Raw genomic sequence first — 24,289 nt, forward strand, 5'->3', positions numbered from 1 at the left:
TTCTACCCCTGCGGAGCTTTCTACAAATGCTGTAATTGTACTTGTACCCAATACCGCACCAGTACTTACGCCAACAGCATCTACCAGCATCGCTTTACCGATAATTTTCTCGCCTTTTTTCTTATCTTTCATTATGCCTGCGCGTGTAGCTGTACCTACCAACGTACCGAACGTATCAAACAACTCTACAAATGTGAAGATGAAAATAATATCAAACAAACCAATATGCAAAGCTGCCTTCAGGTCTAGCTGACCTACTGCCAAATTGCTGAAATTTGGAATCCAGTGGCCTGTTGTCAAGCTACTCAGATTCGTTACACCCATCGGAATACCGATTAATGTAGTAGCTACGATTCCAATCAGCAATGCGCCTTTGACCCGAACGACCATCAACGCTGCGATAATGAGCAACCCGATTAGCGCCAGCAGCGCATCCTTTTGATGTACCAGGCTACCCAGAACCAAATTAAAAGCATGACCCGGAACCGGTTGACCAACATCTGTCCCTGGAACAATACTCACCATAACCAGATTACAAAGCTTGAAGCCAACAATTGTGATAAACAAGCCGATACCAACTGTAATAGCGGTTTTTAAATTTTCCGGAACTGCAACAAGCAGCATCTGTCTAACCCGGGTAACAGTTAAAATCAGAAAGACGATACCGGATATAAATACAGCGCCAAGTGCCGCTTGCCAAGTAATCATCCCATTAGAACTCAAGACTACAGTCATAAAATAAGCATTCAAGCCCATCCCTGGTGCCATACCGATCGGCACATTTACAAACAAGCCCATCAGAATGGTTACTAAACCTGCACCTACTGCTGTCGCAAAGAAAACAGCTTCACTAGGCATCCCCGCTCCAGTTGGTCCCAAAAAGGTATTGTTGACCACCAGGATATAAGCCATGGTCATAAAAGTAGTGATCCCCGCAATAATCTCGGTGCGGACGTTCGTGCCATGTTCCTTTAATTTAAAGAAACGCTCCATGAGTCGTAATTCCTCCTACGCAAAGCATACTCGTATTGTTGTCGTTCAATTGCTGTAATATTCGCCTTCATATACGCTATATTACATCCGTTATTTTAGGCTCTCGCCTACGGCTTGTCAACAGAAAAAACGAATGTTACAAATTGAACACATATGTATTGTTCGGAAAATAGATAACCCGCAAGCTATTATACAGCTGGCGGGTTATTATTTAGGATAATCAGATATTTTTATACTTATCAAAAGCATCCGCTGTATCTGGTATATTTTCCAGATAAACGATCTTCCCTTCTGTATCTAGTCGGGCTTTGTCCACTCCAGTAAGTGTATAAACTTCGCCTGTTACTTTTTTACCGCACACTGCCCATTTAGTTTGATAGGTATCAGCTTCTTCGGAAACAAGCTTCCACCCCTCATACATATGCTTGATTTCGAGCGTCCCCTCGAAGAACATGTTCAAAAAGCTTTTCCAACTGTTCATCCCTTGTTTTCGATTACCATTCAATACAAACTCAATCTTCTCGGAAAAAAGGCTAATTAATCGTTCTCTGCTCGTCTCATCATCTTTTGCTAAATCATAGTAGTGAAAATAGTCTTCTAAAATCTTCATCGAGTGGCCTCCAAAATCATTTTGTCCTCGCATATTTTTACATATTCTTCACATTGCTAGACATACGCTGTAGTGCATCTGTTAAAGCCACAATTTCCTCGTCTTGAAAATTGTAGAGAAGTTGTTCCTGAAAGGCTTGTCTCTGCTCTGTCAAAACTTGCAGCTCTTGAATCCCTAATTCGGTTAAACGTATATAAGTTACACGCTTATCCTGCTCTTTTTTACTGCGTAAAATCAGACCTTCCTCTTCCAGCCTTTTTAGATGCCGGGTCACTGCTGCACCATCCAGAACGAGCAGATGTTGAAGCTCCAGCTGACTTAATTCCTGACGATGGTCAATATGATACAAAATTTCGACCTTGGTAAAGCTGGTTTTTAACTGTGCTTCAAAAGCGTTATTCATTTCTTTACACAAAAGATGCATGCGATAAAATAACTGGCTTTTTTCAGAGCAATGTTCGATGACTATCTCTCCTCCTTCTGATACTTGACCCATCAATTGATATATCAAGTATTATACACCCTCACTATAAATAAACAAGCCATGAGACAAGTCTACATATCACAAAAAAGTTGGGGCTATGGCTTTTCTCCATCACGCAAGTCATATCCAAACGTAATGCTATCGCCCAGAAATACAGCATGGCTACCTTGGTATTTGCCTTGATTAATTGGCATTCGATGTCTCTCCTATTCTATTAGATCGTATTATTGATTTCGATAAATTTATGTTCAATTGCTGTCATTTTGTGATTGGGACGAGATATTAAATATGTATCCATATAGCCAAAAACCGGAGGAACGGGTAGATAGGATGCTACTTTAAATTGCCGGGCCAGCTTTTTGGACATAAGGGTAATTCCCATTCCCATTAGAGCGAATTCCACCATCGTATCAAATATTCCAACCTCGACAACCTCGCTATGGGTCAATTGCATGTCCTGATACATCTTCTCTAAATGCGTGAGGTACAGGCAGCTATCCGACAATATGATAATAGAAGCTCCTTGTAGTACTTGCTGGAGATCCGAACCTTCGTGTATACCTTTCCCCACCAGCACCAGCTCTTCACGGCATATTTTTTGATAATGAATATATGGGTTGGTAGGATATCCTGTAACAAAAGCAATATCAAGCTCTCCGTCGAGGATGAATTGTTCCATTTCCGTGGTGGTTCCCGTTTTTAATGTCACCGAAACCTGCGGATACATCTCATATACCTTCGTTAGCGCCCTTGTTGTTTCGCCTGCTACAATGGACTGCATCGTGCCGACGCGCAGTTTTTCCTCCTGAGGTCTCATTTTCATCTCCGTGTCTTGCCATAGCAGCAAAATTTGCTTGTACTGAGCGTATAAAATTTCGCCTGCGGGTGTCAGTTCCATACCACGAGGCTTTCTGTAAAATAACGCTGTGCCATAATAGGTCTCCAGCTTCTTTATTTTTGCCGTCATATTCGATTGCAGATGATTCAGCTTCTGGGCAGCTTCTGTTAGACTTCTAAGCTCTGCCACCGAAACGAATGCCTGCATATTTTGAATATCCACCGCTTTACCTCCCATCAAATAAAATGATATCTACATCATTAACAAGCATTATTCTTTATGAGTTAAGTGTATTATATTGGGCTTAAGCGTTATTTTCTACTCACATTTTAAAATTAGGAGGGATGGCACATGGTTAAACAGAAAATTCGTGCAGGTATCATAGGAGGTTCGATGAATAACAAATGGGCCAGCCAAACGCATATTCCTGCTTTGCTCAAGCACCCGAGCTTAGATATCACGGCCATCGGCACTTCCCGTATGGAGAGTGCACGAAAAAGTGCAGAGGACGTAGGGGCAACATTAGCTTTTGACGATGCCAAAAAGCTCGCAGCTTCCGAGGATGTGGACATGGTCGTGGTGAGCGTAAAAGTTCCCCATCATTATGAGGCGGTGATGGCGGCTATTCAAGAGGGAAAGCATATTTTTTGTGAGTGGCCTCTGGGGGCCAACACTGCGGAAGCTACTGAAATGGCTAAGGCGGCGGAACTGGCGGGCATCCATCATACCGTCGGCTTGCAGGCACGTCAGGATTTTGAGGTGCAAATGATGAAAAAGCTGGTGGAAGACGGGACAATTGGTGAAATAGTATCCTGTCATATGCAAGTAGCTACTCCCGGCAAAGGAGGACGAACAAATCAGGATACGTCTTATCTGCTGAATAGAGCCAGTGGTGCCAACCTACTGACCATTAACGGAGGGCATTCCTTGGATGCGCTACAATACATCGTTGGCGAATTCCGTGAGCTATCGGCCATCACATCCTCCCGTTATAATGAAGCCATTATTCATGAAACGGGTGAAGTCATTTCCAAGGATACTGCCGATCAAATTCTGATTCACGGACTAATGGAAAATGGAGCACCGACATCCGTTCACATTCAAGGTGGAGTGAATTCTAAGTTTGAGCTAGAGATTCAGGGGAAAAAGGGCATTTTGCGTTTGTCACAGAATCCTTCGCTTGGGCATATTCAATTTGGGAATCTGACGCTTGAAAAACTGATACATGAGCCAAGTAATGAGCAGAGTCATGCGCCTAACGGTGATTTTGAAACAATCAGTATAGCTCATGAACCTGATAGTACCCTGGATTTCCCAAAAGAAGGGGTAACCCTGAATGTAGCCAAAGCTCATCATGTATTTGCCAGGGATATTTTGACGGACACCCGTCTCGCCCCCGATTTCAACCATGCCTTAAAACTACATCAGTTACTGGACCGCATCGAGGAATCGGCTACAACTGGGAAAAAGATCGTATGGTAAGTTAGAATTTTAAAAAAAGAACCTTCAATACCATGATAGATGTGGATTGAAGGTTCTTTAAAATATTTAGCAGTTGAAATTCTCCTTTATTTAATGAAGTCATGCATTCTCGACTTTTATACTATCACCTTCAACCAAAATAACCTCTTCGTTGCTGATTGGATATAAATTTAATTGGCTGCCATATTCCTCAATGATGTTCTCCACCGCTTTTTTAAACGGGATGTTCGTATGGTGAGGGACTGGATAGAATTCAATTGCCCTGAGTGCAGCAAAGGAATCCAAAGCAGGCGCCTCCTGCACATTGTCCATAAGTCGGGCATATTCGATATTAGGTGATAAAATCATCGAACCTGCCGATTCGCCTATATACAACTTCCCTGCATTAACTTCCTCAGCAATGATTTTGTCAGCTCCGGTTCTTCTTAACTCTTGAAGTAAATAAAATGTGTTGCCTCCGGTCATATAAATATAGTCATTTCCTCTAATTTTACTCTCTATTTCATTCCATGTTGCTGTGCTGATTTCGATTTCATCCACGATTAATCCTAAATTCTCTAATGCTTTTTTCCCTGTATTCACATAAAACTTAACTTTCTCTGGAATACTTGCGGTTGGGATGAAAGTGACTTTTTTTCCTTCCAAGTTTTCATCGGCGAAATGGACTAAGCATGGTGCAACATCCTTAAATGAGGACGACAAAAATAATTTTTTCATCTCTTAATTCTCCTTAGTAGCGTTTAATGAACCGGGATATGTAACACTTTAATCTAGATAAATTATAAAATATATTGGTATCAAAACATGACACCATTAGAGGATGACATGAAAAACAAACGTTTAATTCCATACTTGATTTAAGCTATTTATAGCTTGAAGCTAATAAATTCATATAAAAAGAGGAGACATTACCATTGCATAATATCTCCTTTTTTCAACTTCATATTCTGTTTTGTAATAACAAATGACTTTATATATCCGTCGCATGAGGCCATGCTGTTCGCCTTTAGCTAAACCTCGTCGATTGAGGTTGCCGTGCAGTAAAACTTTCCCGAGCAAAGTTTCGACCTTGCCCCCGTAAAAAAAGACTCCCACCGCATAGCGATAATTCGCCGATGCGGAGGAGCCTGATGTTGTATTGGTGAATCTCAAAGGGTTCGTGGTTACGATGCGGGAGTCTCCACGCTTATTCCCACTCGATTGTTGCTGGTGGTTTGGAAGTTACGTCGTACACGATACGATTGACGTTGTCCACTTCGTTAACAATACGAACGGAGATTTTCTCCAACACGTCCCAAGGGATACGCGCCCAGTCGGCGGTCATACCGTCGATCGACGTTACTGCGCGAATACCTACAGTGTAGGAATACGTACGGGCATCGCCCATAACGCCAACACTCTTCATATTCGGCAGAGCGGTGAAGTATTGCCAAATCTCCCGATCCAGACCCGCTTTGGCAATCTCCTCGCGCAAAATAAAGTCAGAATCACGGACAATCTTGAGCTTGTCCTCTGTCACTTCGCCCAATACACGGATGGCAAGACCCGGACCTGGGAATGGCTGACGCCATACAATTTCGGCCGGAAGTCCACATTCTTCGCCGACTTTACGCACTTCATCCTTGAACAAAGCATTCAGAGGCTCGATCAGTTTGAACTTCATGTCTTCCGGTAAACCACCTACGTTATGGTGCGACTTGATAGTTTGTGCCGTTGCTGTTCCGCTCTCTACAATATCTGTGTACAACGTGCCTTGTGCCAGGAAGTCAAAATCATCGAATTTAGCGGATTCTTCTTCAAAGACGTAAATAAACTCGTTACCGATGATTTTACGTTTTTGTTCCGGATCATCCACTCCTGCCAGTTTGGACAGGAAACGCTCACGTGCATCAATTTTGACAACTTTCATATCAAATTTACCAACGAACGTCTCCATTACACTTTCGGCTTCACCCTTGCGCAGCAGTCCGTGATCAATGAACATACATGTCAGTTGGTCGCCGATCGCTCTGTGAATAAGCATGGCTACAACGGAAGAATCCACGCCGCCACTTAAAGCGCACAGTACTTTCTTGTCGCCTACTTGTTGGCGGATTTCACGGATTTGCTCTTCAATGAACGATTCCATGGTCCAGTTGCCTTCACAACCACACACTTCATACAGGAAGTTGCTAATCATCTCATTACCTTGAACAGAATGACGCACCTCTGGATGGAATTGTACCGCATACAGATTCCGCTCCAGGTTACTCATCGCAGCAATCGGAGCACTCTCTGTTCCCGCATCCAGTGTAAAGCCAGTTGGCAGATCTGTAACGTGATCGCCATGGCTCATCCATACCGTTTGACGAGAATCCAGCCCTTTAGTCAAACGGGCATCCTCATTGAATTGCACGTCTGCTTTGCCATATTCACGCTTGCCCGCACGTTCTACCTTACCGTCCAGTTGATGAGCCATCAACTGCATACCATAACAAATACCAAAGATAGGGATGCCAAGATCATAAATTGCCCGATCCACCTGAGGAGCATTGTCTGTATATACGCTGGAAGGTCCGCCTGAGAAAACAATCCCTTTCGGCGCCAGCTCTCTCAGCTTCTCCGCAGGCGTATTGTATGGAAGGAGCTCGCTATATACGCCGAGATCCCGAATTCTTCTTGCAATTAACTGGTTGTATTGTCCTCCAAAATCGAGAACTACAACGATTTCATTAGGCTTATTCATTACCGTGCCTCCCTCAATTGTTCGTTTCATTATACGCAACGATAAAACAACACGTCAAGAAATCAACCATAGTTGAGTGGTCATGAAAAGATTGATAAAATAAATTGATTCTAAATTACTTAATCTGCCCGTAGGAGTGTACACGATGGATGTGCTGAAATGGATTGCGCAATTGTTCGAAGAATATGGATACGGCGTCCTTTTTTTCGGCTTGCTGCTGGAGTTTATTGCCTTGCCTTTTCCCGGGGAAACCACGATGGCTTATGCGGGATATCTCTCCTATGCCGGTACTCTGGATTTCAGCAAGCTGGTGCTGTTAGCTTTTTTGGGCACAACCATCGGTATGACCATTACCTATTTTATTGGAAAATGGGCTGGGCTTCCCTTTATTCAGAAATACGGCAAATGGGTTTTGTTATCGCCGGACAAGCTACAGAAAACACAAAAATGGTTTCAACATTATGGATACTGGCTTATTTTCCTTGGATATTTCATCCCAGGTGTCAGGCATTTTACCGGCTATTTTGCTGGAATTATAGCTCTTTCTTTCCGTAAATTTGTCCTGTATGCTTACAGCGGTGCTTTATTCTGGGTCGTCCTCTTTCTAAGCATCGGCAAGCTGTTTGGCCCGCAATGGGATGCCATTTTCCATTTGGTAGAGCTGTACGCACTACGAATCGCAGCAGCGGTTGGATTCGTAATCCTGCTGTATTTTATATATCGGTGGAGAAGCTTCCTGTTTGGATCGCTATACAAATCCAAAAAATCAGTAAAAACCAGCAGCAAAGATGACACGGAATAGTTAAACTCCTTCAGCCGAGCCCACATTCGCGGCTCATGATTCGAGCTACCCCTGCTCCAAACATAGACATTCCGATCATACCTTGGTTCTACGTCGTCAGCATACCCAACAATGGACCCTGTAAATACAATGGGGTCTCCTGCATTAATAATGTCTCCACCAAATATGCGGGTAATAAGCAGACCCTCCGCAGATGACAGGACCAAAAAAGGAATCACCCACTAGACAGTAAGACACCTACGCTAAATCCCGAACCCATAAGCCGTTATATTAAAACCCAACAAAGCGATACGGAGAAACGCCCCCCCCAATTCATTAATGTTACCTGCAGCGAATAACTCCCTGTACTGCCAATCTACCATTCTAATCAGTTCTAATACGACAGACTCCATAAATTAAACAAAAATATAATTAACCATTTAGCACTAATCATCAGATTACTTTGCAGCCGTCAAGGCATAAATCCATATATTCAGAGCATACTAAGCCAACAAACTCCAATATCGGAGGATTTTACGTATGCCAAATCAGAATAAAAGTTGTCCACTTACTCATGTATCCTCTAACTTGAAGGATAATGTAAATCATATCGAGAGCTCCTTTGGAAACAGCGGAGATGTAATCATTAAAGAGCTACTATGGATGCAGAAATGGCCAGCGGCTCTGTTTTATATCGATGGTCTGGTCAACACTCAATTACTTCATGATTCCGTCCTGCGTTCATTAATGCGAGTAAATGAACATCATTTACCGGAGGGCGCAGAACCATTCGACTATTTGAAGAATCAAGTTTTGATTGCAGGTAACTCAGGTAGTGTGGATGAAATGGACGCCCTATTCAATCAAATGTTATCCGGCAGTATTATCATTTTGCTGGACGGATACGCAAAGGGCATATGGATTGATGCGGTCGGATGGGAGGATCGCAGTGTTAGCGAGCCCCAATCCCAAAGTGTCGTACGGGGTCCAATGGAGGCTTTTACCGAAAATTTACGAACCAATACCGCTCTAATTCGTAGGCGAATCCGCGATCCGCGCCTGTGGATGGAAACAAGACAGATCGGGCAAGTCACCCACACCAATGTGGCCGTAATGTATGTCAAAGGCATCGCTGACGAAGGAGTTATTCAGGAACTGAGAGAACGTTTGGACCGAATTGATATTGACGGAATTTTGGAAGGAGGTTACATCGAGGAGGAAATTCAGGATGAAACCTATACCCTGTTTCCCACCATTTATAACAGCGAGCGTCCGGATTCAGTCGCTGCCAGCCTGCTGGAAGGGCGAATTGCTATTTTGGTGGACGGAACACCATTTGTTCTACTGATACCTGCATTGTTCGTTCAATTTTTCCAGTCGGCAGAGGATTATTACCAGCGTGCTGACATCAGCACTTTGCTGCGTATGCTACGCTTCTTTTCTTTTTTTATCGCTATGCTTGCGCCAGCAGTATATATTGCGGTAACTACCTTTCATCAAGAGATGATTCCTACAAACTTATTGGTCAGTCTCGCTGCACAAAGAGAAGGCGTACCGTTTCCGGCTTTTGTCGAGGCGATGCTCATGGAAATAACTTATGAAATTTTGCGTGAAGCAGGAGTTCGAATTCCCAAGACCGTCGGGCAAGCCGTCTCGATTGTAGGTACACTGGTCATTGGACAAGCAGCCGTGGATGCAGGAGTGGTCTCGGCGGCTATGGTTATTGTTGTGTCCATTACAGCGATCTCCAGCTATGTTATTCCGGAAAACGGTCTTTCCATTGCGGTTCGTATTGCCCGCTTTGCTTTAATGATGCTAGCCGCAGCCTTCGGGCTGCTTGGAATATTGATGGGGTTAATTGTACTTTTGCTGCACTTAACCAGTCTGCGATCGTTCGGCGTCTCTTATATGAGTCCATTCGGCCCATATGTGGAAAGCGATTTGAAAGATACGCTGTTTCGCCTACCTTGGCCTCGCATGAAGACACGGCCTCAATCCATCTCTATCCAAAATACGATTCGCCAAAAAACGAAAAAAAGACGGATCGGTAATAAATCAAAAACCAGAAGGGATCAGCCATGAAGCAGACCATACATTTGTTCTTCGTCTGGGGCCTGATTGCATTACTGTTAGGTGGTTGCTGGGATCGCCAAGAATTAAATGAGTTGGGCATCGCTATTGGGATCGGTGTGGATATGGAAGGAGACCAGTATCAGGTAACCGCTCAGGTGGTCATTCCTTCTGCTGTAGCTTCCAAATCATCACCAAGTGCAGGCCCTCCAGTCGTTACTTATCAGGCCACTGCACCCACGATTCAAGAGGCCATTGAAAAAATGACGAATACAAGTCCGCGCTCCATTTATTTATCTCATATTCGTATGCTGATTTTAGGTGAGGAGTATGCGAGAAGGGGAATTGCTGATGCGATTGAAGCCATGATGCGAGAGCCTTTTACCAGAAGCGACTTTTATATTGCGATAGCCAAGAATAACAAGGCTTCTACGATGTTAAAGATCCCCACTCCAATGGAAAAATTGCCGGCAAATAAATTATTTGCTTCGTTAGATACCTTAACCAAAACCTGGGCTCCTGCTACCAAAGTAACCATGGATCAACTTCTTAGCGATCTGGTTAATCCCGACATCCAGTCCACTCTGCCCGCATTGGAAGCTGTGGGAGATATAGAATCGACCAATGAAAAAGGTATGGATGCCACCAAAAGCATATCGCCTGAAACCATATTGCGGTTTTCAGGTAATGGTGTATTCAAAAAAGACCGGTTGCTGGGATGGATCAATGACCTTGACAGTAAAGGGCTCAGTTACATCAGGGATAAAGTGGAGTCTACAACGGGGCACACCGATTGTCAGGGAGGAGGTAATATCGCCTTATTAACCTTAAGAAGCAACACCCAAAAAAAAGTGATCATTCGCGATGGAGAACCTGTTATCTCTATATCCGTTACCAACGACAGCACAGTACGAGAGGTCAACTGTGAGCATATGAAGTTAAGCAGTATGGCTGATATTAAAGAAATTGAGGCCGCAAGCAATGAAAAAATTGTTGAAATTATGAAGCATTCCGTAGAGACTGTTCGACGTGAGTTTAAGTCAGACATATTCGGCTTTGGTCAACTGATCCACCAGTCCAAACCAGAGCTTTGGAAAAGACTAAAAGAAGAAAAAGAAAATCCATTTATGGATTTACAGATTGAATACAAGGCAAAGACTACGATCAAAAAAATTGGTTCCTTGTTTGAATCGTTCCAAAAAGAAATAAAGGAGTGAGCTTGGTGGAGGAGAAAGGGCGTATCAGCATTACAAATATAGCCGTACTCGTTTTTTTGAGTATTATCGGAGACTGTGTATTGGTGTATCCCTCCCTCATTACTAGCATATCCAAGCAGGATGCCTGGATTAGCTCATTACTTAGCATCCCTGCAGGACTGGCTGTACTACTGCTACTCCTGCGGGTACATCAGCTGTATCCTGATCTCACCTTTGTGCAGCTCTGTCAGCAAATTTTGGGTCCGTGGCTAGGCGCCCTCATCTCCATATGGTATTTGTTCCATTTAATGATGAATTCAGCGATTTATTTAAGAGAAGTCGGAGATTTTATGAACAGTCAGACCTATGTGATGACGCCTCTTCCCGTGATCAATTTACTCTTCATCCTTGTGCTGATGTGGGGGATGTATATGGGATTGGAACCCATTGCGCGTACGGCTCAAATCTTATTTCCATTATGCTTGGCTTTCGCTTTGTTTTTAATCCTATGCTTGCTTCCCCAATGTGACAGTCAGCAGCTTAAGCCCATTATGGAGCAAGGTATTCCTAAAATTATGGAGGGCAGCCTATTTGCGCTCTCCTACCCATTCGGTGAACTAGCTTTTTTACTCATGATTTTTCCCTATGTGAGCAAAAAACCGGGTCTAAAAAAATCCGTTTTACTTTCCGGACTTGCTGCCAGTATTCTGTTAAGCGTACTACTCCTAGTTTCTCTCCTGGTGCTGGGCCCTTTTGTAACCGAACATAGCGTGTACACCTCTTATACGCTATCTAAAAAGATCAACATAGGAAATTTCTTGCAGAGAATTGAATCCATGATGAGTACTGCCTGGATTATCACTACCTTTGTTAAAACCATTTTACACTTCTATGCCTTTACATTAGGAATGACTCAGCTACTGCGATTAAATAATGTTCGGACCTTTCTTGGTCCTAGCTTCATGATCCTGTTTGGTCTGATTATCGTGTCGGCGCCTAATATTACTTACTATCTGGATACGATCGTCCATGCCTGGATTTATTGGGATTTGACGGATTCTGTTGTCCTTCCTTCGCTGCTGCTTATCGTATACAAGTTAAGATCGAAAGGCCGCCACAGCCTGGAACCCAGTTGATCCACACCCTTTAACGGAAGGAGCCTTCACCGTGCTAATCACCACTGTTATTATCTGTATCGGTCTAGCCATTGCTGCCAAAGATTTGCCAGGCTTGTATCGAAAACATCGCTTTAAAGATATGTTCGTGTACATCATTATGCTCGGAATAGGCACATGGCTTAGTGTCCTTGCCGCTAAATCAGAGGTTACGCCAAGCCCGCTGGTGCTGATTGAAATCATCTACAACCCTGTTAACGCTTTTGTATCACATGTATTTGGTTTTTAGAAAGGAGACAGCCACATGTCAAAAAAAGCACGTATTAGCGTTCGGCAAGTGACTGTCCTGATGTTTATGAGTTTAATCGGGGATATGCTCTTAATCTATCCGACTATGATTACACATATTGCTCATCAGGATGCCTGGATCAGCTCCATACTGTCCATCCCGCTGGGCTTAATCATTATTTACGTGCTTATTCGCGTTCATGAACTCCACCCGAATCTTACACTTATTGAAGCGATTCGCAAAATTTTGGGGCCCGTGTTCGGAACCATTATCTCCTGCTGGTATTTGTTTTATTTCTTCATGGGGGTCGTCCTTAATGCGAGAGAGGTAGGTGATTATCTGACTACACAGATATTTGAGGACACTCCTTTGCGCGTTCTACTGGCGATGGAAGTTTTGATGCTTGTGCTTGCTGCATTAGCGGGAATTGAAGCCTTTAGTCGGGTTAGCGAGATTTTGATACCTGTGTATATATTCATTTTTAGTGGCTTGATCCTAGCGCTGCTACCACAAATTCACCTTTCTAATGTACGTCCTGTTTTGGAAAACGGGCTCGCTCCAGTTGCTAAAGGGATGGTTCCAGGCGCGGCAATGCCTTTTGCCGGAATGTCTATCATGCTCATGGTTTTCCCTTTTGTCAACAAAAAAGGTCATTTTAAAAGGGATATGCTGCTCGCATCGCTTCTAGGCGGAGTACTGATTAGCCTCTTTCTGCTGCTCTCCCTGCTTGTGATTGGACCCTTCGTGACCAACTACAGTCCATACATTTCATCTGCCCTTTCAACCAAAATTAATGAGCTGAATTATATTACACGCATTGAATCACTGGTTGCTTTGCTCTGGGCACTAGTCGCTTATTTTAAGGGAGTCATTTTCTTCTTTGCCTTTACTTTCGGTATAACCCAGTTGTTTCGAATTTCTAATGTTCAACCTTTTATTATACCTGCGGGGGCGCTTGTGTATGGAATGACCATTTTGGTAACCCCCAATGTGTTTTATTATGTAAGAACTCTTGTTTATCCCATGGCAGCCTGGCATTATACGAACGGCTTGATCATTCCACTTCTTTTATGGATTGTTTACCTCTGTCGGCGAAAGTGGAAGCAGCGGCAAAACATATCTAAACATTAACAAAAAACCTTCTGAAACCGATGCTTAAAAAGCATAACGCGATTCCAAAAGGTTTTTCATAACTTATGCCATGTCCTGAATGTAAGCCAGCGCAGCATCAATATGCCCTTTGACTCTTAAACCACGCCATTCATGAACTAAAATGCCATTCTCATCAATAAGGAACGTAGAGCGAACAATGCCCATGTACTGCTTGCCGTACATTTGTTTTTGCTGCCATACACCATAGGTTTCAGCCACCTGATGCTCTTCATCAGATAACAACTGAAAAGGTAGACCGTACTTGGCAATAAACTTGTCATGCTGCTTAAGTGGATCGGGGCTTATGCCGAGAATCACGGTGTTCAAACCTTCAAACTCCGCATGTTTATCCCGAAAATCGCAAGCTTGGGTCGAACAACTAGAGGTCAGATCCTTGGGATAAAAGTACAACAATACTCTACTGCCTCGATAATCCGACAGCTTGACACTCTTTCCCTCACTCCCAGGCAATTCAAAGTCTGGTGCCGCTTGTCCAATAACGGTCAATGTCGTGGACATCTTATCATCTCCTATCTTGTAGGGGTTCTTATATCATCCGCCCTATGAGCCAGCACCCCGGTAACGCCGAATCCCCCAGTTCCAAGCCAGTAAGCCTAGTGTGAGAAAGACAATTCCCATCACAGGAGTTAAGAGCGCCATATGGCGCATGTCCTCTCGTTGAAGGAACAGGGAAGCGGGATATACGCCAACAAAAGCAAAAGGCAGTATCCAAGTCAGCACAACCTGAATGGCACGGTTATAGATCGTTACCGGATAACGTCCGTAGCCCTGAATATTGTACATGAGCGGAATAATTCCTGTGGGCGCATCCGAAAAGAATGAAAGAGAAGTCAATATGGTGTATATACCCGTATAGATCGCCACGGCACTTAAACTCAAAACGATCAACGCTGGTATAAACCACCACTCCATAGCCAAATCCATCTGTGCGCCGCTGATCCCCATAATAATCAGACCAATCACTGAGCCGACCAACGCGGGCGGGTCCACATTTTCAAGGAAAATTTGGAACAGATTATACGCAGGACGGGTCATCACTCGGTCGAGTTCACCTTTTACAATATAACGCTCGCTAAAGTTCCAAAGATTAACGAAACAACTAAACAGTCCGTAAGGAACCATAAAAAATCCATAAACGAACACGACCTCATTTTCACTCCAGCCACCCAAGCTGTCTGTATGCATAAATATAACTAAAATAAAAATAAGATTCGTGGCCTGAAAGAGCAGATCCGAAATGACTTCTACCCAAAAGTCGGCACGATAGGTGAGCCGTGACTTCATGTAATTTTTCAAATATTCGCTAATGAGACCCAAATAGTACATCATCGGCTTACCCTCCCTGCACGAACAGACGTCTGCGCGCCAGCCGCCAAATGATGATCATCGGCACGAGCAGAACGACCAGCCAAATGATTTGGATACCCAGCACATTCCATATGCCAACGCCTTTTACACGTCCCGTAAATACAGAGCCCGGCAAATAAGTAATTGCCTGAAACGGCATCCATTGGGAAATTGTCGCCAGCCAGCCCGGAAACAAGCTAATTGGCAAAATCAACCCAGAAAACAGGTCTACGACTACGCGCTTCATACGCATCATGCCCTCATTGTTTTCGATAAAAAAGGCCGTCAAGCCCGTAATAATATTAATCTGAGTGTTGATCAGAAAGCTGAAAAACAGCATGACCAGAAAACCAATCCAGGCTACCGGGTCACTGGGAAGCTTCACGGGGAACAGCAGCATCGCAATCGCCATGCCCGGAATCATAAACAAGAGGAAGCGAAACATCCCCTCACCGAGTCCCTGCATAAACTTAACAAGTACATAGTTATAAGGTCGGATCATCTGAATAGCAATGCTTCCATCACGAATATCTGTCGATATTTCGCGATCCAGATTGTTAAAATAAAAGGCTCTCGCCATCCACGATACGGCTACATAGGTCGTCATCTGAGCAGCAGTAAAGCCTCCAATACTACCCGCATCGCCATATATCGCTTTGTATGTGAAATAATACACGCCGATATTCATGGAATAAATAAGTATGCCCGAATAATAGTTCACACGATAAGCAAGCATCGTGAGAAATCGGATACGAATAAAATCGGTATATACGCTAAGCATGAACTTTGGCCTCCACTAGCGGATTGCCCTGGCGTTCTGCCGAGCCAGACTGATAGATACTGCGAACGATATCATCCGTGTTGGTTTCAATGATTTTGATATCCGTAATATCCGTGCGGCCAACTACGTTAGCCAGCACATCCGATACATTAATATGAAGAGGAATCCACACCTTGGCAGCCAAATCGTTATCCATAGTCCACGTCAATGGCATATCGGCTGTCCATGCCTGCAATTGCTCCAGCACAGTCGTCGTACCAAATTGGAACCGTACTTCCCGACCTGTCCCCCAACGAGCCTTGAGATCATCCAGTCCACCATCATAAATGATATTCCCATCATCCAACATAATGACGCGCGAGCACAGCGCCTCAATATCCTGCAAATCATGGGTCGTCAGCAAAATAGTGGTCCCGTGTTCCCGGTTCATGTCCTTCAAAAACTCACGAATTTCGGACTTCACCATGATATCAAGCCCAATGGTCGGCTCGTCCAGAAAAACAATCGACGGATTGTGCAGCAAAGCAGCTACCAGCTCACAACGCATCCGTTGTCCAAGACTAAGTTTACGCACCGGGCGGCTTAGCAAATCCTGCAATTGCAGCCTTTCTACCAGCTCATCCAGCCTGCGTTTGAAGTCCATAGCTGGAACCTGATATACTTTGCGCAGCAGTTGAAAAGACTCGATCACGCCGATGTCCCACCAAAGCTGGCTGCGCTGACCAAAAACAACGCCTATGTTACCTACAAACTTCTCGCGATCCTCATAAGGGACATAGCCCCCACCTTGAGATGTCCCGATGTTGGCACGAGAATACCTGTCAACATCTTAATCGTGGTGGACTTTCCGGCCCCGTTCTCACCAATATAACCGCATATTTCCCCTTGCGGAATACGGAAGGATATATCTTTGACCGCAGCCACCTCGTTGTATTCGCGGGCGAATAAATCAAGGAAGGCGCCTTTTAAGCCCTCGCGGTTTTTTTGAACCTTAAATGTTTTGCGCAGATCCTGCACATCAATTGCCAGCATGTTATACCTCTCAATCAGGATTTGTAAAATCCATAGTTAAATTGATTGTGCTCCAAAAAGAAATTATAATGTAATGAACTGAAAAGCGAAAGGGAGAGCATCCATGACAAGCAGAACCAAAAGGACGATATGGTCGGTTCTAGCCGTGGTAATCGTCGCGATTGTCGGCTTTGCCGTGTACTATTTTACATCCATTTATAATCAGCTGGATAATCTGCATAAAGAGGGTGCTAACTCCCCCTTCAAAAATGTAAAGCAGGTCGATCAGGTTCGTACACCGGAACCGCCCAAGTGGGAAGGTACTGATATGGTCAACATTTTGCTGATGGGTGTCGATGGTCGTGGCATCCAGAAAGGGGAAGTCCCCCGATCGGACAGCATGATGGTTGTATCGCTGGACCCTGTGAAGAAAAAAATGCACCTGTTCTCTATTTTGCGTGATACGTACGTGGATATTCCCGGCTACGGAAAAAATCGGATCAACACCGCCATTACTCACGGACCCAATACGGCCATGAAGACGGCTGGCGATCTATTGGGCATCCCAGTGCAATATTATGTGTATACGGATTTCCAAGGCTTTATTAAACTGGTGGACGCTGTAGGCGGCATTGATTTTGAAGTGGAAAAGGATATGCATTATACAAGTAATGCGGATAAGCATGAATATGATATTGATTTGAAAAAGGGTATGCAGCATCTGGACGGCAAGACGGCGCTTCAATATGTGCGGTTCCGCCACGATGCCATGTCCGACTTCTCCCGTTCCGGACGGCAACGGGCATTTTTGGAGGCTGTAGCCCAGAAAATGCAGACCACGACTTCCATTGCTAATCTGCCAAGCATTTTAGAGCAGGTTAACCCGTACATTGATACGAATCTCAGTGTTAACGATATGTGGAAGCTGGCGAATGTGGGGTACCAAAGCAGCTTTGCAGGCAGCGAACAGGTTCCACCGATGAAGCTGCTTGGCGAAGAAAATGTGGGCGGCGCGGCAGTTCTTACCGTCCGTGATCCGGAAGAACTGAAATCTTATGTACAGGATATATTTAATAATCCTCCTACACAAACACAGGAACAAAATAAGGATCAGAACGAAACGAAACAGCCGGATAGTGCATCGTCCTCCAAGACGGATAAAGCTTCCTTTACAGGAGGCAATAAAACCAGTACTGAGGATGCTTCCACACAATCAACAACAAAGACAGAACAAAAAGAGCTATAATGATGTATGCAGGGGCAGCCGTGAACGCTGCCCTTTGGCGTGTGTATACCCTATTTTAATGAACGGAAAGGAAGTTTTGATGATGAAACGGGAAAACTCCGAAGCACTATATAAAGAAGCCCTGGAGCATATTGTCGGGGGCGTTAACAGCCCTTCACGCTCCTTTAAAGCTGTGGGCGGTGGCGCTCCAGTATTCATGAAACGCGCCCAAGGCGCTCATTTCTGGGATGAGGATGATAATCGGTATATCGATTATTTGGCGGCCTACGGCCCTATTATTACCGGACATGCTCACCCCCATATTACCAAGGCTATCAGCGAAGCGGCTGCGAATGGCGTATTGTACGGAACCTCGACGGCATTAGAAATCAAACTGGCCAAGATGCTGAAGGAGGCTATTCCTTCTATGGATAAAGTCCGGTTTGTGAATTCCGGCACAGAGGCAGTCATGACGACGATTCGTGTGGCACGAGCCTATACGGGGCGGAACAAGATCATCAAATTTGCCGGCTGCTACCACGGTCACTCGGATCTGGTACTTGTAGCCGCAGGCTCCGGCCCTTCCACACTGGGCATACCTGACAGCGCAGGTATTACAACCAACATTGCGAGCGAGGTCATTACTGTGCCATTCAACGACCTTGACGCATTGCGCCAAGCCTTGGAGCGCTGGAGCGACGATGTGGCGGCAGTCATGGTGGAGCCGATTGTCGGTAATTTTGGCATGGTGATGCCGCAGCCAGGCTATCTGGAAGGGCTGTGCTCGATGGCGCGGGCGAACGGCTCCCTTGTCATTTATGACGAGGTCATTACTGCCTTCCGCTTCCACTACGGCTCAACCCAAACGTATGCAGGTCTGGACAATCATGATGCGATTCAGCCGGATTTGACCGCGCTGGGCAAAATCATGGGCGGTGGTCTGCCGATTGGTGCCTACGGCGGCAGCAAGCAGATCATGGAGCAGGTTGCCCCACTCGGCCCAGCCTATCAGGCAGGTACAATGGCGGGCAACCCGGCTTCGATCTCGTCAGGCATCGCCTGCCTTGAAGTTCTTCAAGGGGAAGGCGTGTATGAAGAGATGGAACGTCTGGCTGTGAGACTGACGGACGGTATTCAGTCTTCCGCTGATCGCTACGGCGTGCCGTTGACGATCAACCGCATTCGTGGAGCGTTCTCGACGCATTTCTGCGATCATCCGATCACGAATTACGCACAGGCGCAGGACACGGATAGCGAAGCGTTCGCATCCTTCTTCCGTCACATGCTGAATCGTGGTATCCATCTGGCTCCGTCCAAGTTCGAAGCTTGGTTCCTCACAACAGCGCATACGGACGAAGACGTGGATGCCACGCTGGAAGCAGCGGACGATTCGTTCCGTGCGATGTCACAAGGTAAATAAGCAGAGCAGTAAGCGATAAAATATGAATAGAATGAGAGCTGGAAGTAGTCTTAAAGATGGGTATCCGACATCTGGGACTGCGTTTCAGCTCTTTTTCATTTCACAACTGTACCCGTACAGTTGTGAAATTTATGAATTGTATCTGGTTATGCCATCCGGTTATATTGAGAGAACCACAAGTTGAGATCATGATTACGGAGGTTTATTATGCACAGTCGTTCCAGAAATGGGGTCGCCTATCTGGCAGCTCTCAGCTATGCAGCTATACTTGGCTTCTCATTTTTATTTGTAAAACTGACAGTGACGGAGGCAAGCCCACTGGATGTGATCGCCCACCGCTTTGGGTTGTCATTGATCGCTTTGACCATTCCAGTGCTGTTTGGTTGGATTAAAATCAATATCAAGTGGCGTGATGTGCTGCGTATCTTGCCATTGGCGCTGCTTTCACCTTTACTTTTTTTCCCCTTACAAGCGTTCGGGCTGATGAGCACTTCTTCATCGGAAGGTGGAATTATTCAAGCTACTGTTCCTATCTTTACACTTCTGTTAGCCTCCTATTTTCTTAAAGAGCGCACAACAGTGCTTCAAAAGATCTCCTTACTACTGTCTGTCTTTGGCGTGGTTTTTATATTTGTGATGAAGAGCGGAGCACCGTTAGCTTCCAATAGCTTTGGCGGTATTGTTCTGCTCGTGCTCTCTGCTATATGCCTATCTGGCTATAACGTGCTGGCTCGTCCATTAACGCAAAAGTACAGCCCGATGGAGTTGACCTACGTTACCTCCATTTTAGGATGTATCGTTTTTAACCTGGCGGCCTTGGGGTATCATGCCATAGACGGCTCTATGAGCGCCTATACCGCGCCGCTGGTAAAGCCAGATTATTGGCTAGCACTGGCTTATCTGGGCATACTGTCTACCCTCGTCACCTCGCTGTTATCGAGCTTTGCCTTGAAGTGGATCGAAGCCTCCAAAATGAGTGTGATTGGTAATTTATCCACCCTTATCTCCATGATTGCCGGTGCCTACATTTTGAAGGAACAGCTTGCCTACTATCACATTATTGGTGCTGTGGTGATTATTATCGGTGTGGTGGGCACCAATTTCGCAGGACGAAAAAGCTTCGCGCCGATCAAAACAACTTCGGCAAAATCGCAATAATGGACTAAGAGCAGGCACAAATCTTGTCTTAAAAAAGAAATCTCCAAGCGGGGCAATTCCAGCCTGGAGATTTCTTTTTTTATCTTCTTTGTCTTCGTCTGACTATACCGGGTACGCCATGACACTCATTAATGCCAGCTCTGGCTGTGTCGTGTCCAGTCTACTATATTGTACGATGATAGGCACATCGCTAGTGACCGTAATTGCGTAAGGAATACCTGTCGGAATCCGTTCGCCGGACTTTTCCAGCGAGGCTGTTCGGATATGGCGGGTTCGTCTTCCTTCCACCACCTCGATCATTCCCTCCAACGGCTCGCGGTCTTCAAAATAAATGTCTATGCTCAGCTTTGCCGCACAGTTTCCACAGTTCAGCACACATATACTTTCATGACTGAGCAGCTCTCCCCGGCTTTCCGGTGGAATATACCCGTCGGGAATGACCCAGAATAAGCTTCCTCGCGGCTGATTAGCCGCCTTTTCCTGTGACCGTTCAGTATCTCCCATGCCAATGGCCTCCTTTCAGCTATGAATACTTTTATATCTCTATGCCTCTTTTCTACCCGTACGGATTCTCCTGGGTACGCAGCAGTTCAGCCAGAAAAGCAAGCGCCAAGCCCTGACCCCACCCCTGAATGCGTTTGTAGGGTACGTTTCGGTAGCCATCTATATCGTTCATTACAGCAGTTCCAGCGGATACGCCAGTCACTGTGCCGTCCTCTTTAATGCGGGAAAGGATACCGTCAATCACCTTTTGCGTGTATTTGTTAAACAATCGGCCCTGCATAAGCAAAGCAGTCGCAATTCCTGCCGAACCAGAGGTTTCCAGATAAGAGGTATCATCGTTCAGCACCGTATGCCATAGCCCTTCGGGGGATTGCAGCCGCACCAGTGCATTGAGTTGGTCACGCAGTGAGCCGTCAATGATCATGTAGGATGGATGCTGCACCTCGACACATTTCAGCGCCTTGGCCATCGTGAGTGCTGCCCATGAATTGCCGCGCGCCCAGTATATGCCCGACATGCGGCTTTGGTTCGCATGATCCCAGCCATGGTAATACAAATTCGTATCCGGGTCCTGCAAAAATTCTTCATGCCCGTGATATTGCCGGATTCCATCCTCCCAATATGTCTTGTTGCCCAGCAAATGACCGATCCGCAGCAAATAATAACCGGCCATAAACATCGTATCCACCCATGCTTGCTGCGGAAATACATCATGTAGTGAATTCACGGTATGCTGGAAAATGCCGTCGGCAAACCGCTCAGCTTTTTTCGTCAAAAATTCTGCCATCTCGATAGCGATATCCAGGTATTTTTGCTCACCTGTAGCCTGATGTAGCGTCAACAAACAATGCCCGACAGAAACGCCGTTCACCGACAGTGGCGGAAGTCCATCCTCAATATTTTCGTCAACCCATTCTTTCAGCTTGGTCAAATACTGTTCATTGCCTGTTGCTTCATAGGCCTCGCATACTCCATAAAAGGCTACTCCACCCGGCCAATCACCTGTTTAATCTGTTCCTCATCAAAACTCAATGCGGGCATTGCTACGTCTCCTCCTTTGGTAAGCTTCACGTTAGTTGCCCTCCTTGCCACCTGTTCCAAAAAAGGTCATCCGTCAACGTAAGTACATGCGCAGCGGTTGCAAATCCAGTTCCTTCACAGCCGCCGTCACCATATTTGCAATCCGGATCGCACCATTCTCATGAAAATGCGTATTATCCTCCAGGCCGCCGGAAAAGTTCATGTATTCCCCAGGCAGCAGCCACATAAAAAGCTCCTTGCTTTCTTCAGGGCCCAGCTCTTCATATAACTCCTGCGTGCGGGCAGACAAATCAATGAGCGGCACGTTCGCTTCTTCCGCCAACTCGCGAACCGCCGTTATATAGTCGCCATGTGTATCGGACAGCGTACCATCCTCGTTAAAATAGCGACGATGTACAGGCGTAATCAGCAACGGGGTTCCGCCCTTGCTTCTAGCTCCGTCGGTATATAGGCGCAAATGCTCCTTGTAGGTCGTAAAAGGCTCCGTGGCCCGCTTCGGATCAGGCTTCTGATCATTATGACCGAACTGGATGAACAGGAAGTCTCCTGTCTTCATTTCTCCCAAAATAGCGTCCAGACGTCCCTCGTCCACGAAGCTTTTGGAGCTTCGTCCCGATACAGCGTGATTATCCACGCAGACATCATGCTTGAACAGGGCTGGCAAAGCCTGACCCCAGCCTGTATAAGGATAGCCGGTCAGCCCTTGATCCGTAACCGTAGAGTCTCCGGCTAGGAATAGCCGAAGACTCTGCAGTGCGGGTGCAATTTCCAGAGCATTGAGCCGTGGCGCAGTGCCAGATACGGTGAGGCGCAGTCTGCCGCCTCGGACAGGCACCGTAAACATCGCTTCCGTGAACTGGCCCGGCAGCGTGTGTACCGGGGGCAGCATATGCTTGCCCTCGCCAGCCTGGAATCGCGTGAGCGTTTCCGCCAGTGGATCGCCGACCAGTATAGTGACGAGATACAGCCCGTCTGGCACATCTGCAATAAACGAAGCGTTCAGTGGAATACAAAAGCTGTTTCGCAGCCGTGTGCGTGCATCCTTGGCTGGATTCTGCCTTTGTCGCCCGTACACATGCTCTGTAGTCTCGAAGCCATAGCCCTGTTCAGCTGTATATATGCAATCCGGGGACACTGCCTTGTAGCCATCCGCAGGCTCCCCCGGACCAAAGTCAAACTTCCACATTTTACTCACTCCTCGGTCTTAACCCTTCAGGCCACTCGTGCTCATTCCTTCTACAATTTGCTTTTGGAAAGCGAAGAATACAGCGATAACAGGCAGCAGGCTTAAGATGGACATCGCGAACATTCCTCCCCAATTGGAGGCTGACTCGCTATCGAGAAACATTTTGAGTGCAATCGATACGGTATATTTCTCTGGAGAGTTCAGATACAATACCGGACCTAATAGATCCTCCCACTTCCAGTAGAAAGAGAAGATGGCCGCCGTAGCCAGCGAGGATTTGAGCAAGGGTAAAATAATCCGAAAATACAACCGGAACTTGCCGCATCCATCAATCGTCGCCGCTTCATCCAACTCTGCTGGAATCGTGCGTATAAACTGCACCATCAGAAAGATGAAGAACGGCATCCCGAAAAAGGATGGTACTACCAACGGTAAGATTGTATTGATCCATCCAAGCTTGGTGAAAATGATATATTGCGGTACCAGCACTACATCCCCTGGCAGCATCAGCGTCACCATCATCAGAGCAAACCACAAGTTACGCCCTTTGAATTTTAAGCGTGCGAAGCCAAATGCGATCAATGAGGAGGAAAGCACAGCGCCAATCGTGGAAATCACTACGATCGTAAGCGAATTTAGAATATATGTGCCGAAGTTATAACCCGTCGTGCCTTTCCAGCCTGTTACATAGTTTTGCCAAATCCATTCTGTAGGGAAAAGTGAGGAGGCTGTGACGAATATCGTCCGACTTTCTTTAAATGAGCTGAACAGCATCCAAAACACGGGATACAGCATTAGGAGCGCTAGTGCAGCAACCAGAATGTGATAAATTGGCCATTTGAACGTTTTCCATGCCATTG

Annotated in this window: 22 protein-coding genes and 2 pseudogenes (1 of these 24 only partly in view); 10 read left to right on the top strand and 14 right to left on the bottom strand. The window is 45.7% G+C overall.

From position 1 onward, the window contains the following. The 4 genes from G7035_RS04515 to G7035_RS04535 form a co-directional block, all read right to left on the bottom strand. Positions 1-993: the 5' portion of an NCS2 family permease gene (locus G7035_RS04515; RefSeq protein WP_016819288.1), read on the bottom strand. Its footprint begins 378 nt before the window's first position; only the first 993 of its 1,371 coding nucleotides appear in the window; the start codon lies at positions 991-993; its stop codon lies beyond the left edge, outside the window. Positions 994-1,213: 220 nt separating this feature from the next. Next, the gene (locus tag G7035_RS04520) at positions 1,214-1,603 is read right to left on the bottom strand and encodes a hypothetical protein (protein ID WP_016819289.1); all 390 of its coding nucleotides are present in this window, start codon (positions 1,601-1,603) and stop codon (positions 1,214-1,216) included. Positions 1,604-1,640: 37 nt separating this feature from the next. Further along, positions 1,641-2,114 carry a MarR family winged helix-turn-helix transcriptional regulator gene (locus G7035_RS04525; RefSeq protein ID WP_019686164.1) on the bottom strand — a complete coding sequence of 158 codons (474 nt, stop codon included), beginning with the start codon at positions 2,112-2,114 and terminating at the stop codon, positions 1,641-1,643. A 187-nt stretch (positions 2,115-2,301) separates the two neighbouring features. Continuing rightward, positions 2,302-3,147, bottom strand: coding sequence for a LysR family transcriptional regulator (locus G7035_RS04535; RefSeq protein WP_019686163.1), 846 nt, complete (start codon positions 3,145-3,147; stop codon positions 2,302-2,304). 129 nt (positions 3,148-3,276) lie between these two features. On the opposite strand from G7035_RS04535, the gene G7035_RS04540 reads away from it, so the two are divergent. Further along, entirely contained in the window at positions 3,277-4,407 is a 1,131-nt protein-coding gene (locus G7035_RS04540; protein ID WP_019686162.1) for a Gfo/Idh/MocA family protein, read from the top strand. A 99-nt stretch (positions 4,408-4,506) separates the two neighbouring features. Here G7035_RS04540 and G7035_RS04545 read toward each other — a convergent pair whose 3' ends face one another. Both G7035_RS04545 and guaA read right to left on the bottom strand, forming a co-directional pair. After that, positions 4,507-5,124 carry a Type 1 glutamine amidotransferase-like domain-containing protein gene (locus tag G7035_RS04545; RefSeq protein WP_019686161.1) on the bottom strand — a complete coding sequence of 206 codons (618 nt, stop codon included), beginning with the start codon at positions 5,122-5,124 and terminating at the stop codon, positions 4,507-4,509. A gap of 469 nt (positions 5,125-5,593) precedes the next feature. Beyond that, positions 5,594-7,132, bottom strand: a complete 1,539-nt coding sequence (gene guaA / locus G7035_RS04550) for a glutamine-hydrolyzing GMP synthase (protein ID WP_017428420.1) — start codon at positions 7,130-7,132, stop codon at positions 5,594-5,596. Positions 7,133-7,277: 145 nt separating this feature from the next. Here guaA and G7035_RS04555 point away from each other — a divergent pair, with 145 nt between their 5' ends. From G7035_RS04555 to G7035_RS04580, 6 genes are all read left to right on the top strand, one after another. Beyond that, positions 7,278-7,934, top strand: a complete 657-nt coding sequence (locus G7035_RS04555) for a DedA family protein (RefSeq protein ID WP_017428421.1) — start codon at positions 7,278-7,280, stop codon at positions 7,932-7,934. Positions 7,935-8,453: 519 nt separating this feature from the next. Next, on the top strand, positions 8,454-9,995 hold the full coding sequence (locus G7035_RS04560; RefSeq protein ID WP_019686160.1) for a spore germination protein: 1,542 nt from the start codon (positions 8,454-8,456) through the stop codon (positions 9,993-9,995). Beyond that, positions 9,992-11,200: a Ger(x)C family spore germination protein gene (locus G7035_RS04565; protein WP_019686159.1), complete on the top strand. Its 1,209-nt coding sequence runs from the start codon at positions 9,992-9,994 to the stop codon at positions 11,198-11,200. Before G7035_RS04560 ends, G7035_RS04565 begins: the two co-directional genes overlap by 4 nt. Before the next feature lie 5 nt (positions 11,201-11,205). Then, a complete protein-coding gene (locus G7035_RS04570) occupies positions 11,206-12,315 on the top strand; it encodes a GerAB/ArcD/ProY family transporter (protein WP_019686158.1) in 1,110 nt (369 codons plus the stop codon). Between the two features lie 31 nt (positions 12,316-12,346). Next, the gene (locus tag G7035_RS04575; RefSeq protein ID WP_016819308.1) at positions 12,347-12,583 is read left to right on the top strand and encodes a hypothetical protein; all 237 of its coding nucleotides are present in this window, start codon (positions 12,347-12,349) and stop codon (positions 12,581-12,583) included. Between the two features lie 15 nt (positions 12,584-12,598). Continuing rightward, positions 12,599-13,714, top strand: a complete 1,116-nt coding sequence (locus G7035_RS04580; protein WP_019686157.1) for a GerAB/ArcD/ProY family transporter — start codon at positions 12,599-12,601, stop codon at positions 13,712-13,714. Positions 13,715-13,777: 63 nt separating this feature from the next. Here G7035_RS04580 and bcp read toward each other — a convergent pair whose 3' ends face one another. The 4 genes and pseudogenes from bcp to G7035_RS27640 form a co-directional block, all read right to left on the bottom strand. Continuing rightward, positions 13,778-14,254, bottom strand: a complete 477-nt coding sequence (gene bcp, locus G7035_RS04585) for a thioredoxin-dependent thiol peroxidase (protein ID WP_013369445.1) — start codon at positions 14,252-14,254, stop codon at positions 13,778-13,780. A 42-nt stretch (positions 14,255-14,296) separates the two neighbouring features. Further along, positions 14,297-15,085, bottom strand: coding sequence for an ABC transporter permease (locus G7035_RS04590; RefSeq protein WP_019686156.1), 789 nt, complete (start codon positions 15,083-15,085; stop codon positions 14,297-14,299). 4 nt (positions 15,086-15,089) lie between these two features. Beyond that, complete coding sequence (locus G7035_RS04595; RefSeq protein WP_016819311.1) at positions 15,090-15,884, bottom strand: ABC transporter permease; 795 nt, start codon at positions 15,882-15,884, stop codon at positions 15,090-15,092. Next, a pseudogene (locus G7035_RS27640) lies at positions 15,877-16,916 on the bottom strand (ABC transporter ATP-binding protein). The gene G7035_RS04595 and the pseudogene G7035_RS27640 overlap by 8 nt, the downstream one beginning before the upstream one ends. 103 nt (positions 16,917-17,019) lie before the next feature. Between G7035_RS27640 and G7035_RS04605 the strand changes: the two are divergent. The 3 genes from G7035_RS04605 to G7035_RS04615 all read left to right on the top strand — a co-directional run bounded on the left by G7035_RS04605 (position 17,020) and on the right by G7035_RS04615 (position 20,698). After that, positions 17,020-18,141, top strand: a complete 1,122-nt coding sequence (locus G7035_RS04605) for an LCP family protein (protein WP_019686154.1) — start codon at positions 17,020-17,022, stop codon at positions 18,139-18,141. A gap of 82 nt (positions 18,142-18,223) precedes the next feature. Beyond that, positions 18,224-19,540, top strand: a complete 1,317-nt coding sequence (locus tag G7035_RS04610) for a glutamate-1-semialdehyde 2,1-aminomutase (protein WP_029514832.1) — start codon at positions 18,224-18,226, stop codon at positions 19,538-19,540. Between the two features lie 207 nt (positions 19,541-19,747). Continuing rightward, on the top strand, positions 19,748-20,698 hold the full coding sequence (locus G7035_RS04615) for a DMT family transporter (RefSeq protein ID WP_019686152.1): 951 nt from the start codon (positions 19,748-19,750) through the stop codon (positions 20,696-20,698). Positions 20,699-20,800: 102 nt separating this feature from the next. Here G7035_RS04615 and G7035_RS04620 read toward each other — a convergent pair whose 3' ends face one another. From G7035_RS04620 to G7035_RS04635, 4 genes and pseudogenes are all read right to left on the bottom strand, one after another. Then, complete coding sequence (locus G7035_RS04620) at positions 20,801-21,202, bottom strand: sensory rhodopsin transducer (protein ID WP_019686151.1); 402 nt, start codon at positions 21,200-21,202, stop codon at positions 20,801-20,803. 52 nt (positions 21,203-21,254) lie between these two features. Beyond that, a pseudogene (locus G7035_RS04625) lies at positions 21,255-22,243 on the bottom strand (glycoside hydrolase family 88/105 protein). Between the two features lie 73 nt (positions 22,244-22,316). Then, positions 22,317-23,429 (bottom strand): rhamnogalacturonan acetylesterase, encoded by a 1,113-nt coding sequence (locus G7035_RS04630; RefSeq protein ID WP_017428429.1) that lies wholly within the window; start codon positions 23,427-23,429, stop codon positions 22,317-22,319. Between the two features lie 18 nt (positions 23,430-23,447). Beyond that, entirely contained in the window at positions 23,448-24,287 is an 840-nt protein-coding gene (locus G7035_RS04635; RefSeq protein ID WP_013369435.1) for a carbohydrate ABC transporter permease, read from the bottom strand. Positions 24,288-24,289 lie beyond the last annotated feature (2 nt).

It is taken from the genome of Paenibacillus polymyxa, from assembly GCF_015710975.1.
Classification (GTDB): domain Bacteria; phylum Bacillota; class Bacilli; order Paenibacillales; family Paenibacillaceae; genus Paenibacillus; species Paenibacillus polymyxa.

What these genes read in the sequence shown, in the direction of transcription:
- G7035_RS04590 (WP_019686156.1), bottom strand. Translation starts at nt 15,085, where the DNA reads ATGATGTACTATTTGGGTCTCATTAGCGAATATTTGAAAAATTACATG.
- G7035_RS04635 (WP_013369435.1), bottom strand. Translation starts at nt 24,287, where the DNA reads ATGGCATGGAAAACGTTCAAATGGCCAATTTATCACATTCTGGTTGCT.
- G7035_RS04545 (WP_019686161.1), bottom strand. Translation starts at nt 5,124, where the DNA reads ATGAAAAAATTATTTTTGTCGTCCTCATTTAAGGATGTTGCACCATGC.
- G7035_RS04580 (WP_019686157.1), top strand. Translation starts at nt 12,599, where the DNA reads ATGTCAAAAAAAGCACGTATTAGCGTTCGGCAAGTGACTGTCCTGATG.
- G7035_RS04540 (WP_019686162.1), top strand. Translation starts at nt 3,277, where the DNA reads ATGGTTAAACAGAAAATTCGTGCAGGTATCATAGGAGGTTCGATGAAT.
- G7035_RS04605 (WP_019686154.1), top strand. Translation starts at nt 17,020, where the DNA reads ATGACAAGCAGAACCAAAAGGACGATATGGTCGGTTCTAGCCGTGGTA.
- G7035_RS04560 (WP_019686160.1), top strand. Translation starts at nt 8,454, where the DNA reads ATGCCAAATCAGAATAAAAGTTGTCCACTTACTCATGTATCCTCTAAC.
- G7035_RS04630 (WP_017428429.1), bottom strand. Translation starts at nt 23,429, where the DNA reads ATGTGGAAGTTTGACTTTGGTCCGGGGGAGCCTGCGGATGGCTACAAG.
- G7035_RS04565 (WP_019686159.1), top strand. Translation starts at nt 9,992, where the DNA reads ATGAAGCAGACCATACATTTGTTCTTCGTCTGGGGCCTGATTGCATTA.
- bcp (WP_013369445.1), bottom strand. Translation starts at nt 14,254, where the DNA reads ATGTCCACGACATTGACCGTTATTGGACAAGCGGCACCAGACTTTGAA.
- G7035_RS04620 (WP_019686151.1), bottom strand. Translation starts at nt 21,202, where the DNA reads ATGGGAGATACTGAACGGTCACAGGAAAAGGCGGCTAATCAGCCGCGA.
- G7035_RS04615 (WP_019686152.1), top strand. Translation starts at nt 19,748, where the DNA reads ATGCACAGTCGTTCCAGAAATGGGGTCGCCTATCTGGCAGCTCTCAGC.
- G7035_RS04610 (WP_029514832.1), top strand. Translation starts at nt 18,224, where the DNA reads ATGAAACGGGAAAACTCCGAAGCACTATATAAAGAAGCCCTGGAGCAT.
- G7035_RS04520 (WP_016819289.1), bottom strand. Translation starts at nt 1,603, where the DNA reads ATGAAGATTTTAGAAGACTATTTTCACTACTATGATTTAGCAAAAGAT.
- guaA (WP_017428420.1), bottom strand. Translation starts at nt 7,132, where the DNA reads ATGAATAAGCCTAATGAAATCGTTGTAGTTCTCGATTTTGGAGGACAA.
- G7035_RS04555 (WP_017428421.1), top strand. Translation starts at nt 7,278, where the DNA reads ATGGATGTGCTGAAATGGATTGCGCAATTGTTCGAAGAATATGGATAC.
- G7035_RS04595 (WP_016819311.1), bottom strand. Translation starts at nt 15,884, where the DNA reads ATGCTTAGCGTATATACCGATTTTATTCGTATCCGATTTCTCACGATG.